Source organism: Leclercia sp. LSNIH1, from assembly GCF_002902985.1.
Classification (GTDB): domain Bacteria; phylum Pseudomonadota; class Gammaproteobacteria; order Enterobacterales; family Enterobacteriaceae; genus Enterobacter.
Genome location: NZ_CP026167.1, coordinates 2,838,194 through 2,851,484, shown reverse-complemented (window position 1 = coordinate 2,851,484; position 13,291 = coordinate 2,838,194). Strand labels below are relative to the sequence as shown.

At 50.3% G+C, this 13,291-nt stretch carries 20 protein-coding genes; 8 read left to right on the top strand and 12 right to left on the bottom strand.

The annotated features are described in order from the left end of the window. Positions 1 to 12: 12 nt before the first annotated feature. The 9 genes from C2U54_RS14140 to C2U54_RS14100 all read right to left on the bottom strand — a co-directional run bounded on the left by C2U54_RS14140 (position 13) and on the right by C2U54_RS14100 (position 4,852). Entirely contained in the window at positions 13 to 1,002 is a 990-nt protein-coding gene (locus tag C2U54_RS14140) for a DUF968 domain-containing protein (protein ID WP_103179197.1), read from the bottom strand. After that, the gene (locus C2U54_RS14135) at positions 999 to 1,388 is read right to left on the bottom strand and encodes a RusA family crossover junction endodeoxyribonuclease (protein WP_103179196.1); all 390 of its coding nucleotides are present in this window, start codon (positions 1,386 to 1,388) and stop codon (positions 999 to 1,001) included. The genes C2U54_RS14140 and C2U54_RS14135 overlap by 4 nt, the downstream gene beginning before the upstream one ends. Next, a complete protein-coding gene (locus C2U54_RS14130; protein ID WP_103179195.1) occupies positions 1,385 to 1,705 on the bottom strand; it encodes a LexA family transcriptional regulator in 321 nt (106 codons plus the stop codon). Before C2U54_RS14130 ends, C2U54_RS14135 begins: the two co-directional genes overlap by 4 nt. After that, on the bottom strand, positions 1,702 to 2,361 hold the full coding sequence (locus C2U54_RS14125; RefSeq protein ID WP_103179194.1) for an MT-A70 family methyltransferase: 660 nt from the start codon (positions 2,359 to 2,361) through the stop codon (positions 1,702 to 1,704). Before C2U54_RS14125 ends, C2U54_RS14130 begins: the two co-directional genes overlap by 4 nt. Further along, the gene (locus C2U54_RS14120) at positions 2,361 to 2,807 is read right to left on the bottom strand and encodes a PerC family transcriptional regulator (RefSeq protein ID WP_103179193.1); all 447 of its coding nucleotides are present in this window, start codon (positions 2,805 to 2,807) and stop codon (positions 2,361 to 2,363) included. Before C2U54_RS14120 ends, C2U54_RS14125 begins: the two co-directional genes overlap by 1 nt. Next, positions 2,804 to 3,730 (bottom strand): conserved phage C-terminal domain-containing protein, encoded by a 927-nt coding sequence (locus tag C2U54_RS14115; RefSeq protein ID WP_103179192.1) that lies wholly within the window; start codon positions 3,728 to 3,730, stop codon positions 2,804 to 2,806. The genes C2U54_RS14120 and C2U54_RS14115 overlap by 4 nt, the downstream gene beginning before the upstream one ends. Further along, positions 3,687 to 3,899, bottom strand: coding sequence for a DUF4222 domain-containing protein (locus C2U54_RS14110; RefSeq protein WP_103179191.1), 213 nt, complete (start codon positions 3,897 to 3,899; stop codon positions 3,687 to 3,689). The genes C2U54_RS14115 and C2U54_RS14110 overlap by 44 nt, the downstream gene beginning before the upstream one ends. A gap of 163 nt (positions 3,900 to 4,062) precedes the next feature. Further along, on the bottom strand, positions 4,063 to 4,614 hold the full coding sequence (locus C2U54_RS14105; RefSeq protein ID WP_103179190.1) for a YmfL family putative regulatory protein: 552 nt from the start codon (positions 4,612 to 4,614) through the stop codon (positions 4,063 to 4,065). Between the two features lie 28 nt (positions 4,615 to 4,642). After that, the gene (locus C2U54_RS14100) at positions 4,643 to 4,852 is read right to left on the bottom strand and encodes a Cro/CI family transcriptional regulator (protein WP_103179189.1); all 210 of its coding nucleotides are present in this window, start codon (positions 4,850 to 4,852) and stop codon (positions 4,643 to 4,645) included. A 97-nt stretch (positions 4,853 to 4,949) separates the two neighbouring features. On the opposite strand from C2U54_RS14100, the gene C2U54_RS14095 reads away from it, so the two are divergent. Beyond that, positions 4,950 to 5,597, top strand: a complete 648-nt coding sequence (locus C2U54_RS14095; RefSeq protein ID WP_103179188.1) for a LexA family protein — start codon at positions 4,950 to 4,952, stop codon at positions 5,595 to 5,597. A gap of 195 nt (positions 5,598 to 5,792) precedes the next feature. On the opposite strand, the gene C2U54_RS14090 is transcribed toward C2U54_RS14095, so the two are convergent. Further along, positions 5,793 to 6,305: a hypothetical protein gene (locus C2U54_RS14090; protein ID WP_103179187.1), complete on the bottom strand. Its 513-nt coding sequence runs from the start codon at positions 6,303 to 6,305 to the stop codon at positions 5,793 to 5,795. A 342-nt stretch (positions 6,306 to 6,647) separates the two neighbouring features. Here C2U54_RS14090 and C2U54_RS14085 point away from each other — a divergent pair, with 342 nt between their 5' ends. The 5 genes from C2U54_RS14085 (at position 6,648) to C2U54_RS14065 (ending at position 9,777) form a co-directional block, all read left to right on the top strand. After that, the gene (locus tag C2U54_RS14085) at positions 6,648 to 7,007 is read left to right on the top strand and encodes a hypothetical protein (RefSeq protein WP_233210516.1); all 360 of its coding nucleotides are present in this window, start codon (positions 6,648 to 6,650) and stop codon (positions 7,005 to 7,007) included. After that, complete coding sequence (locus C2U54_RS14080; protein WP_168192012.1) at positions 7,007 to 8,032, top strand: chromosome partitioning protein ParB; 1,026 nt, start codon at positions 7,007 to 7,009, stop codon at positions 8,030 to 8,032. Before C2U54_RS14085 ends, C2U54_RS14080 begins: the two co-directional genes overlap by 1 nt. Then, complete coding sequence (locus C2U54_RS14075; protein WP_103179184.1) at positions 8,019 to 8,300, top strand: hypothetical protein; 282 nt, start codon at positions 8,019 to 8,021, stop codon at positions 8,298 to 8,300. Before C2U54_RS14080 ends, C2U54_RS14075 begins: the two co-directional genes overlap by 14 nt. Before the next feature lie 123 nt (positions 8,301 to 8,423). After that, positions 8,424 to 8,669: an excisionase gene (locus C2U54_RS14070; RefSeq protein WP_103179183.1), complete on the top strand. Its 246-nt coding sequence runs from the start codon at positions 8,424 to 8,426 to the stop codon at positions 8,667 to 8,669. Continuing rightward, positions 8,650 to 9,777 (top strand): site-specific integrase, encoded by a 1,128-nt coding sequence (locus tag C2U54_RS14065; protein ID WP_103179182.1) that lies wholly within the window; start codon positions 8,650 to 8,652, stop codon positions 9,775 to 9,777. The genes C2U54_RS14070 and C2U54_RS14065 overlap by 20 nt, the downstream gene beginning before the upstream one ends. A gap of 34 nt (positions 9,778 to 9,811) precedes the next feature. On the opposite strand, the gene C2U54_RS14060 is transcribed toward C2U54_RS14065, so the two are convergent. After that, a complete protein-coding gene (locus C2U54_RS14060) occupies positions 9,812 to 10,666 on the bottom strand; it encodes a putative phage abortive infection protein (RefSeq protein WP_103179181.1) in 855 nt (284 codons plus the stop codon). Between the two features lie 113 nt (positions 10,667 to 10,779). After that, on the bottom strand, positions 10,780 to 12,030 hold the full coding sequence (icd, locus tag C2U54_RS14055) for an NADP-dependent isocitrate dehydrogenase (RefSeq protein WP_103179180.1): 1,251 nt from the start codon (positions 12,028 to 12,030) through the stop codon (positions 10,780 to 10,782). 117 nt (positions 12,031 to 12,147) lie between these two features. Here icd and rluE point away from each other — a divergent pair, with 117 nt between their 5' ends. Then, complete coding sequence (gene rluE / locus C2U54_RS14050; protein WP_103179179.1) at positions 12,148 to 12,819, top strand: 23S rRNA pseudouridine(2457) synthase RluE; 672 nt, start codon at positions 12,148 to 12,150, stop codon at positions 12,817 to 12,819. Beyond that, positions 12,812 to 13,285: an NUDIX domain-containing protein gene (locus tag C2U54_RS14045; RefSeq protein ID WP_103179178.1), complete on the top strand. Its 474-nt coding sequence runs from the start codon at positions 12,812 to 12,814 to the stop codon at positions 13,283 to 13,285. Before rluE ends, C2U54_RS14045 begins: the two co-directional genes overlap by 8 nt. Positions 13,286 to 13,291: the final 6 nt, after the last annotated feature.

Here is a 13,291-nt window from a genome sequence, read left to right as displayed (position 1 = left end):
TATCTCCACTGTTCATGCTAATACGCCGATTGCCAGCGCACGATCTAAAAACCGAAACAGCAGCGTTAACTGGTCGCCGTATTTCGCTTCAAATGCCACAGGGCCAGCGTGCAACTCGTCGTGATGCTCTCTGCACAGAGGTATCACAAACAGGTCATGCGCCTTTGTACCCATTCCACCCTGCCCGTGGCCTATCAGATGGTGGGGATCGTCTGCCGGGTTGTTACAGCACATGCACTGCTGCGACTTCACCCAACGGGTATACTTCTCATTTTCCCAGCGGCGGCGCTTGGGTTTCAGCATGAAGGATTCAGGGGTATCTGGATCAACCTTCACCGCCACTATCTTTTTTGCTTTCTCCAGCAGCAGTTCTGTCGCTGGTAACGATGGAGTAATGTCACTTTCGCGCATTACCGATTGCATAAGTTCTGGCTGTAGCCTCAGGGCCTTAATGGCCATGCTTTCCGGGATAACATCTGCCAGACCGTTCTTCACTAGCCACCAGCAGAACTCCGGCAGCGTAAGCACGTGGTCCTCACTGAAGCCAAGTTGACCGCTTACGGCCTTCAACAGCCAGGATACCAGGTTTTTATGGGCAATGCCTGCCAGCCTTTCAGTGGATTGATCACGCAGCTGGTTATCACATCCCCAGCAGAGGAGAATGCTGCCGGGTTTGTGCCGCATGATGGTGAAGTCGTCCGCGTGCCAGTCGTTATGAGGCCACTGACATTCGCGTCTTTTCATCAGCCAGGCATCAAGAACAGACAGGCCACCAGCGCGCTGAATCACCCTGGGGTTTTCGAAAACAGTCATCAAACTGGCATCCTCGGCCAGCGGCTGATGGGATTGCGGTAATGCTCCTGATGGCATGTTTGCCAGCTGCTCGCCGGGAGTTTCTATCACAACGCGTCCCTGACGGAACAGCCACATCAGTTCGCTACCGGGGCGAAAGAGCACGACCCCGGCAATGGGGGCAATCTCAGGTGTCAGTAATGCCCTCACGGTCTCAACTCCGTCTTAAGCTCATGACTGGAGATAGATATCTCAACCTTTCCACCCGGCACCTGCGGTCCCCACTCCACCAGCATGCGTTTAACCTGGCTATCGTCTTCCCAAACACCGGCATGAATTAGCGCATCGAACAACGCTTTGTTGTAATTGTCGATGTCACGGCGGCGCGCATCTGGTGGGAAAAGAAGGATCTCAACTGCGGCCGGGGCGGATGAGGGCTTTGGCAGTCGTCGAAGCTGCTCAACAATAGCCACACACGCTGCGCTCTGATACGCCCTGCCCTGTGCACTGATAAGATGGCGACCTTTAAGCGGGCCGCTGTTTGGCGCGCGCCAGTAAGTATTTACGCTCGGCGGGAAAGGCAGGGTTAATTTCATGGTTTCACTCCACGTTCTTCAAGCCAGGTGATTGCATACTCTCTGGCGCCCTCCTCCCCCGTCACAAGCGACTTGATGATCGATACAGCATCCATATCCCACTCGCTCTTTAAGACTGTTATTCCACGAGCTGCGCCTGGCGCAACGGAGATATAGCCCTTCTTCTGTAGTGACTTCACATGACCTGCAGCTGTGTTACCGGATGAGCATCCAATCAGCTCCGCAAGCTCTGATAACGTAGGGGGAAACCCAGTACGCTCCTTGTAGAGGTTGATAGCATCGAGCACCTCGCTCTGTCGTGTTGTTAACTGATTCATACAACATCCCCTTTGGCATAGCCGCTATTCATCACAACTCCTGGAACCAGCTGAACCGCTGATCGTTCGGCCTGATTACCCCAGTGATGCCAGCCAGGTGCGCCGCAACGACTGAACAGTTCAATGCGTGGAACGTCACCGTAAAGCCTCTCCAGACGCAGGCGGGCCTCCTCCGGTTTCGCGCTATGCTCACCCAGTGGGCTGTAGATAACCTGCTTCACGCTGGCGCTCAGCCTTTCCAGCCCCTTACCACGGGTGGCGATGAGAAGATCTTCGGTGTTGGCTCGGGTGTAGTTGCCGCCGTTCATCTTCGTCTGACCGTTCAGCAAATCGAGGAAGTCGTAAAAGTCCTCAACATTGCCGGATGCCAGCGCTTTATTGATGTGCTGTTCTGCAAGAGGGTTGAACTTCACCCAAGTGAATCCCTTCATGGTTCGGACCTTAAATCCCCACGCCTCAGCCAGTTCGATGGCCTCGCGGGTATGGGTGCCGGTGAACCACATAGCCAGAACAGCATCCTCAGCAGCCAGATCCCAGACAGGCAGGCGCTTCATGTCGATAAGCTTCATGGTCCCGTAGTGGTTAGTGGCAGCGCCGTTGCTGATGGTATTCCCGTACTCCCAGGCTGGATCGGCATAAATCAGTGAGTATTTCATCAGTGGCCACCATTGAACTGACCAGCCAGGAACCACTGACCCTCTGGCTTTGCCGTTGACTTGGCCTGACGCAGACAACGCTGGCGTTCTTTCAGGCAACGCTCGCGCTCGGTGAGGAGGTCTGAACACTGGAATGCCTCAAACCAGAGTGATGCTGCCCGGCGGTACAGACCCTTTTCCTGCAGAGCTTTGGCGTTCTTAATCAAATCGGAGGCTCCGGTGTCTATACGCTGAGTCGGCTGACCACATCCAGCTGAAGCATTCACTGCGAAGTAGCGGTAGTGAGAGCCAACCAGTTCGCGGGTGGTGAAGTTGAAATCATGCAGCCGGCAAACGGTGCGCTGAACAGAGTCGATGCTGAAATTGGAGAAAGCATCAGCAATCTCACGGCTGGTTAAGCCAGGGTTATCAGCGATGAACATTTCGAGTGTTTTCATCAGGCTCATGAATTTGCCCCTCTGAAACCTGCAGGAATTTGGCCGTAGTCAGTGTTTTTGTAACTTGACTTGAACAATGGATCTTCACGAGCCCATTCGCCGTTAACGCGCTTCGGTCGGCCAGCCTTATCCCAGCTGTTCGCTGATTTCAGGTAGCCAGGAAACTTTGAAGGCTGGAAAAGTGTCTGTGGCCGGAGATAGTCGGACATTTTCAGATCGTCACCCCACTTGGCGTTGCTGTAATCCACCACCAGCGATAGTTCTTCCACGGTGAACCCTTCGCTAATACGGGCACGGATGTTCTGCAGCGAGGTGGTTGAAACCTGATAACGTGAGTTGGTGACCTGGTTCAGGTGAACCAAAACCTGTTTCGCCTGATCGGTGATCAACACATCACGGTCGGGTTGCGACGCAACCGGACAAGAAAGGGTTTTATTCTCTGTAGTACTCTCTGTTGTATTCTCTGTAAGAACATCAGTGCATTTTGACCTGATGACAGCGGTTCGTTTTGACCCGATGGAGCGTTTCACACTGACCTGTTCCATCGGTTCATTTTGACCTGATGGATGAGCGCATTTTGAACTCATGGATTTAGTCACTTTGACCTCGTCTAAAAGCTCGCTTTCGTAGTTGATCGTGTAGTAGTTCGTCATGTCACGCTGGAACTTGTTCAGTTGCTCAATTTTGAGCACGCCGAGAGTCTTCAGGCGGGTGAAAGTGCGCTTCAGGGTGGACTCTGACCAGAACGGGAACTGCTCCAGCCACTGCTCATTGGTGTTGTAGATCCAGCGCACGCCGTCGCGCTCCAGGCCGGAATTTGTCTCTTTCAGCCAGTAGTTCACCTGCTGCAACGCAATCGCCTCATTGAGGCCAATGCTGTACGCAAGGTCAGGGTTTATCACTATTGGCCGGGATGGCATTAACAGGCTCATGGCAGTCCTTTAACTCTGTAAATTTGCGCTGGAATTGCTCAATTGGGCTGAAGCACTCATGGTCGTAGCCTTCGCGCAGGTATATAACGCGTTGACTCTCTGGCTCCCACCGGATAACCCGCACCGGGACGCCGTAGTGGTCTCTGAACTTGTGGTCAACTTCTGGCATAAGACCTCCGCTTTACGACGCCATACCCCCACGATTGCCATCGCCCGACTGTGGTTACACGGAACCCAGCGGCCTGATACCATGCGCTCATACCGAAACGACGAGGCCCCATGCACTGGAACGCCACGTAGTTGCGGCAGGCGGTGATTTACCGTTAAACTGTTCATGCGTTAGTTTCTCCACTGATACGACACGCCAAGGCGCCCGGAGCTGCACACTCGCGGGCGTCATTCTTTTCTGGCGCACAGAAAACGCGATACAGCAGCGTTAAATGTTCCTGCCATTTCTGCATGACCTGATAACTGTTCTCTTCGATTTGCGCCCGTTCAGCATCGTCGATCACACCATCAGCTGTTGCTTTACGGATGTAGGTTGAATGTTTACCAATCCATTCAATGGACTCCATTAGGCGTTGGTTGATGTCTGCGTTCTCCACGTCATCGACATCCACCAGCGGGACGTTCACGCTGTTCGACTGTCGGGACACTGCTTCAGCGATGTACTTTGTACTGCTGGCTTGCTGTAACACCATTGCCCACCCCATCGGGAAGATCTGATCACCGCCACTTCGCAGGCGGTTAAACAGCGCATCTTCAGTAACTCCCAGCCATTCAGCTGCTTCTGAATAACCACCAGGAAGACTGGAAATAGTTCGCTTAATGGCTGCCACCAGCCAGGCAGGTTGTTTCTCTACTTGCCAGTGTTGATTACCCACGGTTAATTCCTCGAATCTGTGGTTTCTGCTATGCCGCTTTCTCATTACGCTTTTGGTAAAGCGAAGCGTCGAATTTGAGTTTCCCTTTAGTGCGTGCAGCAGCCTCTGCTGCGCGACCTTTAGGGATCAGTTGGCCAGGGCGAGTACGCCATTGATAAAAGGCTTCTGGCGATACACCAAAAAATTCAGCCGCCTTGTTTGGCGAACCGAAGTGCTGTTCAAGTTCAGTCGTAGTCATGATGTCCTCCTAAGAATATTTAGATATTATTATCTAATCTTTTTTAGGTCAATAAAAACTAAGATTACTTAGGTTTTCATTTCTAAGGGTTTGAATCGTGGGAACACTTGGTACTCGGTTAAAGGAATTAAGGAAACAACGAAAGCTAACACAGGGCCAACTTGGTAAAGCGCTTGGGGTTTCTGATGTAACAATTGGATACTGGGAAAGGGATTTGAATGTTCCAGGCGGTAAATCGCTTACAAAACTCGCACAATACCTCGGCGTTACTGAAGGGTTTCTTTTATATGGTCGAGAGGATGAAGCAAACGTAGGACCAGCACCAGTAGCAGCTCAGCAAATCCCAATCATCAGTTATGTGCAGGCTGGTGCCTGGTCACCTGAGTGCGACGCAAGAAATCTCGATGGAACGGTGGAGTATATTTTGACGTCAGAGTTTCACTCTTATTCTACCTTTGCCCTCAAGGTTAAAGGAAAATCAATGGAACCCGATTTTGTCGAAGGCGATGTAATCATCATAGATCCTGAGCTGCGTCCCGGCCCCGGCGATTTCGTGGTCGCAAAGAACGGCGGTGATGAAGCTACATTTAAGAAATACCGGGCACGCGGTATCAGTGAGACTGGCGAAGAAATATTTGAACTCGTGCCATTAAACGAAGACTACGCTATTCGCAACTCTGCAAAAGAAAAGATTCATGTCGTTGGGGTGGTTGTTGAACACCGCCGCATGATGCGCCGCAAGTAATTATCCCAACAGAAAATCTAAACTAATTTAGGTTTTCTGCTTGACCTTTAATCTAAGTTATTTTAGATTTGAGTGAAGGAAGCGAACGGGCAGGATGGATGCCCATGATGTAGGCGCACCATGCGTATGAATAAGGGGATGATTCACTGGCAATAAAAAAGTACCCAGTTGGACGCTTGCTCTTTAATAATCAGGTTAGTCCCAACCATTACTGGATGAGTAATTTATATTTGAGAAATGAATTCGACTTTGTCCATAAACAGAGTTGCAAACATGACATTCAATCTGTGAGAAATGCTGCTCAGTAGCGCCATGGTAAAAGGTATGCGAACTTGGCTGTAAAATTGAAAAAACACGATTGTTATAACACTGAGAGCATAAATAGATTTTGTTTTCTTCTGAGCCAAATTTTACTTTTTTACAGTATACATAAGCACCAGTGTCGAGCTTTTCGAGTTCATAGCCTTCAACCTGAGCTTTGAAATCCTCATATTTCGCAAGTTTTTGTTGGAGTTTTGCGACTTCATCATCTCTTGAACGTATTGCATCTCCCAGAGTGAAGCAGTCCGCCTGGAGTGACAGTAGTTTGTTTTGAAGTTCAAACGTGGCCGCCTTAACTTCAGAATCAGTTTTTGCCTCACCAATCAATTTCGCAAGTCCTGCAGTTTCTTTTAGGGCGGCCATAGCCGCAGATAATTCAGCGATCATCGTAGATACTCTTAGTATTGTTGGGGATAACCAGATTAACCGAATCCTTATTGTTGGGGAATAGCAGGATCCACATAGCCTGATGTACTCATTAGAAAGGCATACAACATGAAAGCGCATTCCTTAATCCATCAGTTATGGGTGACAGGTGCGAAACGTTGGAGTGCGCTTCCAGCTGTGTGGAGAACTAACCGGCGATGGCAGTCGTCCGCTTCATTAAGCGCCCTACCTTGGGTGCTTATTAAAGCGAACCAAAATCATTTTCTCTCGCCGTAAGGCGCGGGATTCATGCAACCAAAATTCAGCGTCGTGCAGGACGCTTATATAACGGAGAAACTAACCATGACGAACGCACATACCGTTACCGAGTTACAACCACGCATGACCAGAGAGCAGTTGATCGACGCTGCCCGTAAAGCGACCCCTCTCCTTCCCCCGGCTTATCGCGGGATCATGACCGAACTGGCTAACCGTCTGGACTATACCAGCATCGCTCTTTGTGAAGCGATGGCACAGCGTAAAGAGCTGGCCACACAGAATTCCACTCTCCGTGAAGACGTAACGAGCTGGGCCAAAGAGTGTGACCGTATCGAAGAACGTCACACCAAAACACCAACCAATATGCATTTACTGGAAGCGCAGCGAGAATTACGTGAACTGCCTGCTGTGGTCATTTTCCTCAATAACGAGGTAGCGCTCTGATGGCTAACTCATTCAAGCAGATGTCCCGCGACGGGACTATCAAGCGTACCGACACTGGCATGTTCATCAGCCTCGACGATATCCACGTTCGTGAGGGTTTCAACAAGCGTTACGACGACGATGAGCGCACCATCCTGGCTGACGACGAACTGTTCACCTACCTGATGAACGGTGGTTCTGTTCCTCCGCTGGAAGTTATCGCACGTGATGAAGGTGGTGTTTGGGTCGTTGAAGGCCACCGCCGTCGCCGCTGCTATGATCGTTGCCGTGCAGCCGGTAAGCCAGTAGGCAGAATTCACATCATGCCGTTTAACGGTAACGATGTGCAGCGCCTGGCGCGGATCATGACCAGCAATAATCAGCTTCCGCTTTCCGATATTGAGCAGGCTGCAGTTATTCAGGAACTGCACAACGCGTTTAACCAAACCACCAGCGAGATTGCGAAGCTGGTCAATAAGTCAGTCGGTACCGTTGAAAAGTTACTGACTCTCAGCACTGCGAATTATGACGTTCAGCAAGAAGTTAAATCCGGGGCCGTCTCAGTTGATGTTGCTGTTGATCGCGTAAAAGAGTACGGCGAAAAAGCTGGAAAGGTGCTGCAGCACGATAAAGCTGTTGCGGCCGCTCAGGGTAAAAAGAAAGTTACCCGCAGCGCTATAGCCCCAGAAATTAGCATTAAGAATGCACGTCGTTTCGTAGAGCTGATGGCCCAGGCTGAAATCAGTGAAGAAGGTGTGTTCACCATCCAGGGTGCAGCGCTGGCTGAAGCTCTGTCCATTATCGACGAACACAAAGCGATTGCTGAAGCCCGTGAAACATATCGTCTGTCTCAGCCAATCCCTTCCGCTGAGGTACGCGGGAAAATCCTTTACGTTTCACTCGATGGCGAAGAGATCGGGTCGGCACCTATCTATCGCGGCAAGAACGTGAACCTCAACGGTGTCGTTACCAGCCAGTCCAAAGCCGTAGCCCACTTTGTTAAGCAGCATAAACTTCAGCAAGAAGCGAATCATGACAACCAGTAAACCCATGACCGGCGAACAGCTGGATGAATTGATGGCCGTTGCGGTTCTTATGCAGCGCGACGCTGAAGCTGATCGTAACTTCCCTTCTGCAAACTTCGCCTATGCAGTTCAGGTTGCTGTTATGGAACTTTGTCGTACTCGTGACATTGTCGAAGCGTTGGTTGCAGAGAATACGGTGCTGAAAAACAACGTATATGGTGATAGTGATGTGGAGCATGCTCGAATGTACTTAATGCCTGCTCTGTTCACGGCACACCATCCTCTCTGATTGAGGGTTCTCAACCAAAAAAGTAAACATGTGTGGTAACTGTTGTGACTGGGCCCGCAATGGTTGCGGGACCTGTATTTTTAAAGAGTGACCGGGTGCAGCCGGTAAAGTGGAGAATAAGCCATGAAGCAAATGCTCACGCTTGAGGAATGGGCAGCAGAGAAATACCGGAGTAGTCCACCAGCTTTGAATACTCTGCGCCGATACGCTAAGCAAAATCTGTTTTCCCCACCAGCAATGAAACAGGGTCGCAAGTGGCGGGTAAGGGAAGATGCAGAACTTGTAGGCGAACTGGCTAAGCCGAATATCCTAAAGACTGACTCGCCAATACTTCAGAGGATTCTTGCTGATGGCAGCCCGACCACGTAAAAACAATGTTTCTGTACCGAACCTTTACCCTCTCTACAGCAGGAAGGTGAATAAGGTTTACTGGCGCTATAAACATCCCGTCACCGGTAAGTTCCATGCGCTCGGCACCGACGAGGCAGAAGCTATCGCGATCGCTACTGAAGCTAACGCGCGCCTAGCGGAACAGAGAACCCGGCAGATTTTGGCGATCAGTGACAGGATCGCCACAAGCAAAGGCAAAGCAATCACGGTTTCAACATGGCTCGACCGATACTGGAAAATTCAGGAAGAGCGTCTGGCATCGGGCGATATCAAGCTGAACACTTTCAAACAGAAAAATAAGCCTGTTTCGTTGCTGCGAGAGCGAGTCGGAATGAAGCTGCTACCTTCAGTGGATGTTCGTGATATTGCCCAGTTGCTTGACGTGTACGTCACAGCTGGCCAACCGCGAATGGCCCAGGTAGTTCGAACAGTCCTGGTTGATATTTTTAAAGAGGCTCAGCACGCAGGGGAAGTTCCCCCTGGGTATGATCCTGCGTCTGCGACGAAAAAGCCCAGACGCAGAATTACCCGGCAACGACTTAGCCTTGAGGAATGGCAGCAGATATTCGAGATTGCAGACGCCAACCACCAATATATGGGTAACGCTATGTTGCTGGCTTTGGTAACCGGTCAGCGCCTGGGTGATATTTCGAGGATGAAATTTAGCGATGTCTGGGATGACCAGCTGCACATTATTCAGGAGAAAACAGGAAGCAAAATCGCGATCCCGTTATCGCTCCGCCTGAACGCCATCAACTGGAGTTTGCGGGATGTTATATCCCGCTGTCGTGATTATGCGGTTAGCCCTTACCTAGTCCATTTTTTCAGGGCAACGTCGCAAGCAGAGCGTGGTGCCCAAGTTAAATCGAACACGCTCACAATGAATTTTAGTAAGGCCCGGGATAAGGCAGGGATCGACTGGAGGGAAGGAACGCCGGCGACATTCCATGAGCAGCGATCGCTATCGGAACGTCTTTATAAGGAACAGGGAATTGACACTAAAAAGTTGCTCGGCCACAAGTCACAGCAGCAGACAGATAGATACAATGACGACCGTGGAAAAGATTGGATTGCAGTAACAGTATAAACCTAAGGCATACATATAGTATGCCCTCTACATTTCACTCTAAACCTTTATTTAAAGCCTGTCGAAATATTGATAATGCGTCTTCGTTTTCTCCCCAAGCTTTTTTATCATAAAACAAAACATGTACATCGCTTACAAGCTTATCGACAGGTAAATTATCAAAAACAGCATACTCATTAAAATATTCTTTGAACTTCAGGCCGTGCCGAGTGTTACCATTATAGCATAACATCAAAAGCTCATAGTTTGAAATTTGAGCTCTGAGGATGTTAGCATATTTTTTCTTTTCTGAGTTATTAAGAGTTGACTCATGTATAAACTTGAACATGTTATATATAAATCTATAATAATGAGAAAGATTACCTGAGCGCCCTCTGAAATAATATCCATAAAATCTGGATAACATTTCCATCTCTTTCTTTAAGGAAAAATCAGCTTTATCCAAAAAAGCAATTATCTCAATTGGTTCTTTTTTGATACATTCATTCTTAAATCTTGAGTAATAGTAAGTAAAAACTGAGCGCCCTTCTTTATTTATTTTTTTGCCATCATCACCAACGCGCATGTCTTTGATGATTGTTTGCAATATATTCAACATATTAAAAAAAGAGTTTTCGAAATCCCTAATCTGTTCCGACTTATCACGCTTTCTTGAGTCCAATTCAATCTGCTTAGTAGCATCTCTTTGTAATTTAATCGTCCATAAAACACCGCAAAAGCCGAGAGCAGAAAAAATAGAAGTAAATGCCCCCCAAGAATCACCGAAAATCCCTGTATCAGCTAACTGCATTCCTTCGAACGGCCAGGTCCCATTTAGGATGGCACTTCCGTACACCGTAGCCATTACCACTGTTGCTAACATCAAAAAAAAGAACATCATAAAAGACATATCCGTTGTGGTTTTGATAACTTGTTTTGATAAATTTTTGATAACCGTTCGAAAGCTAATAATAAAAAACGGGAACCCTCAGGCTCCCGTTCGCATACAACCCAGAATATGGATTACATGTTTTCGATGATCGCGTCACCAAACTCCGAACATTTCAGCAGTTTAGCGCCTTCCATCAAACGTTCAAAGTCATACGTTACGGTTTTGGCGTTAATCGCGCCTTCCATACCTTTAACGATCAGGTCTGCGGCTTCGAACCACTCCATGTGACGCAGCATCATTTCTGCGGAGAGGATGATAGAACCTGGGTTCACTTTATCCTGGCCAGCATACTTCGGTGCGGTACCGTGGGTCGCTTCGAACAGGGCGCACTCGTCACCGATGTTCGCGCCTGGTGCGATACCGATACCGCCAACCTGCGCCGCCAGGGCGTCGGAGATGTAGTCACCGTTCAGGTTCATACAGGCGATAACGTCATATTCAGCCGGACGCAGCAGGATCTGCTGCAGGAACGCATCGGCGATGACATCTTTAATGATGATCTCTTTGCCGGTGTTCGGGTTCTTGATCTTCTGCCATGGGCCGCCGTCGATCAGCTCGCCACCGAACTCTTCCGCCGCCAGCTGGTAACCCCAGTCTTTGAACGAACCTTCTGTGAACTTCATGATGTTGCCTTTGTGAACGATGGTCACAGAGTCACGGTCGTTGGTGATTGCATACTCAATCGCTGCACGAACCAGGCGCTTGGTGCCTTCTTCGGAACACGGCTTGATGCCGATACCGCAATGTTCAGGGAAGCGAATTTTCTTCACGCCCATCTCTTCGCGCAGGAACTTGATTACTTTTTCGGCTTCTGCGGAGTCCGCTTTCCACTCGATGCCCGCATAGATATCTTCGGAGTTCTCACGGAAGATAACCATGTCGGTCAGTTCTGGGTGTTTAACCGGGCTTGGGGTACCCTGGTAGTAACGTACCGGGCGCAGGCAGACGTACAGGTCGAGTTCCTGACGCAGAGCAACGTTCAGGGAGCGAATACCGCCACCAACTGGGGTAGTCAGCGGGCCTTTGATGGCAACGCGGTAGTCACGAATCAGGTCCAGCGTTTCAGCTGGCAGCCAGACGTCCTGGCCGTAAACATGGGTAGATTTTTCACCGGTGTAAATTTCCATCCAGGAAATTTTACGCTCGCCTTTATAGGCTTTCTCAACAGCGGCATCCACCACTTTCAGCATCGCTGGGGTTACATCAACACCGATACCGTCACCTTCGATGAACGGGATAATCGGATTGTTTGGAACGTTCAGCTTACCGTCTTGCAGGGTGATCTTTTTACCTTCCGCCGGAACAACTACTTTGCTTTCCATTAACCTCTCCTTCGAGCGCTTCTGGTTGTTACTGATCTTATGTTAATAATTTGTAATGAGCCCACCGATAGTACCTGAATGTCTGGCGCCATGAAAGGCATTCGTTATTAGGCTATAATGCGGCAATTGATAACGTCTGAAAATACCATGCAGAAAACTTCTTTTAGAAATCACCGGGTTGAACGATTCAGCACCCGACAAGCGTCCAGACCGCGCAAGCAACGCGCGCCAACACGCGTCGTTTTGTTCAATAAACCTTACGATGTCCTGCCGCAGTTTACCGACGAAGCCGGACGCAGCACGTTGAAGGATTACATCCCCGTTCAGGGGGTCTATGCCGCAGGCCGACTCGATCGCGACAGCGAAGGGCTGATGGTGCTCACCAACGACGGCGAGCTCCAGGCCAGGCTCACCCAGCCCGGCAAACGCACCGGCAAAATCTACTATGTGCAGGTTGAAGGCGTCCCGGACGACGCGGCGTTAACGGCGTTGCGTAACGGCGTTACGCTGAACGACGGCCCTACCCTGCCCGCAGGCATTGAGCTGGTGAATGAGCCAGAGTGGCTCTGGCCGCGCAATCCGCCGATCCGCGAGCGCAAATCGATTCCCGTTTCGTGGATCAAAGTCACCCTTTATGAAGGCCGTAACCGCCAGGTACGGCGCATGACGGCGCATGTCGGCCATCCGACGCTGCGCCTGATCCGCTACGCCATGGGCAGTTACACGCTGGATAACCTCGCCAACGGTGAGTGGCGGGACGTTACCGAACAAGGAGAGCCTCATGTTTAAACCGCATGTCACAGTGGCCACAATTGTCCACGCCCAGGGCAAATTTTTGGTGGTGGAAGAGACCATCAACGGCAAAGCGCTCTGGAACCAGCCTGCGGGCCACCTGGAAGCCGACGAGACGCTGGTCCAGGCGGCGCAGCGTGAGCTGTGGGAAGAGACCGGCATTCATGCTAGGCCGCAGCATTTCATCCGCCTCCATCAATGGATCGCGCCGGACAAAACGCCGTTTATCCGTTTTTTGTTCGCCATTGAGCTTAACGAAACGTGCGCCACTGAGCCGCACGACAGCGACATCGATCGTTGCCTGTGGGTGGATGCCGACACCATCCTTAACGCAACACATCTGCGCTCCCCGCTGGTTGCGGAGAGCATTCGCAGCTACCTGACCGGCCAGCGTCTGCCGCTGGAGACCATCGGCGAATTTAACTGGCCGTTTACAGAGGGTGTCAATGCCGGGGGCGCGTGATAGAAT

Bases quoted from the DNA above. Each gene is read 5' to 3' on its own strand.
- C2U54_RS14100 (WP_103179189.1), bottom strand. From the start codon at position 4,852: ATGACTACGACTGAACTTGAACAGCACTTCGGTTCGCCAAACAAGGCG.
- C2U54_RS14065 (WP_103179182.1), top strand. From the start codon at position 8,650: ATGGCAGCCCGACCACGTAAAAACAATGTTTCTGTACCGAACCTTTAC.
- C2U54_RS14115 (WP_103179192.1), bottom strand. From the start codon at position 3,730: ATGAGCCTGTTAATGCCATCCCGGCCAATAGTGATAAACCCTGACCTT.
- C2U54_RS14060 (WP_103179181.1), bottom strand. From the start codon at position 10,666: ATGTCTTTTATGATGTTCTTTTTTTTGATGTTAGCAACAGTGGTAATG.
- C2U54_RS14135 (WP_103179196.1), bottom strand. From the start codon at position 1,388: ATGAAATTAACCCTGCCTTTCCCGCCGAGCGTAAATACTTACTGGCGC.
- C2U54_RS14085 (WP_233210516.1), top strand. From the start codon at position 6,648: ATGACGAACGCACATACCGTTACCGAGTTACAACCACGCATGACCAGA.
- C2U54_RS14120 (WP_103179193.1), bottom strand. From the start codon at position 2,807: ATGAGCCTGATGAAAACACTCGAAATGTTCATCGCTGATAACCCTGGC.
- C2U54_RS14090 (WP_103179187.1), bottom strand. From the start codon at position 6,305: ATGATCGCTGAATTATCTGCGGCTATGGCCGCCCTAAAAGAAACTGCA.
- C2U54_RS14130 (WP_103179195.1), bottom strand. From the start codon at position 1,705: ATGAATCAGTTAACAACACGACAGAGCGAGGTGCTCGATGCTATCAAC.
- C2U54_RS14125 (WP_103179194.1), bottom strand. From the start codon at position 2,361: ATGAAATACTCACTGATTTATGCCGATCCAGCCTGGGAGTACGGGAAT.
- C2U54_RS14070 (WP_103179183.1), top strand. From the start codon at position 8,424: ATGAAGCAAATGCTCACGCTTGAGGAATGGGCAGCAGAGAAATACCGG.
- icd (WP_103179180.1), bottom strand. From the start codon at position 12,030: ATGGAAAGCAAAGTAGTTGTTCCGGCGGAAGGTAAAAAGATCACCCTG.
- C2U54_RS14110 (WP_103179191.1), bottom strand. From the start codon at position 3,899: ATGCCAGAAGTTGACCACAAGTTCAGAGACCACTACGGCGTCCCGGTG.
- rluE (WP_103179179.1), top strand. From the start codon at position 12,148: ATGCGGCAATTGATAACGTCTGAAAATACCATGCAGAAAACTTCTTTT.
- C2U54_RS14080 (WP_168192012.1), top strand. From the start codon at position 7,007: ATGGCTAACTCATTCAAGCAGATGTCCCGCGACGGGACTATCAAGCGT.
- C2U54_RS14045 (WP_103179178.1), top strand. From the start codon at position 12,812: ATGTTTAAACCGCATGTCACAGTGGCCACAATTGTCCACGCCCAGGGC.
- C2U54_RS14075 (WP_103179184.1), top strand. From the start codon at position 8,019: ATGACAACCAGTAAACCCATGACCGGCGAACAGCTGGATGAATTGATG.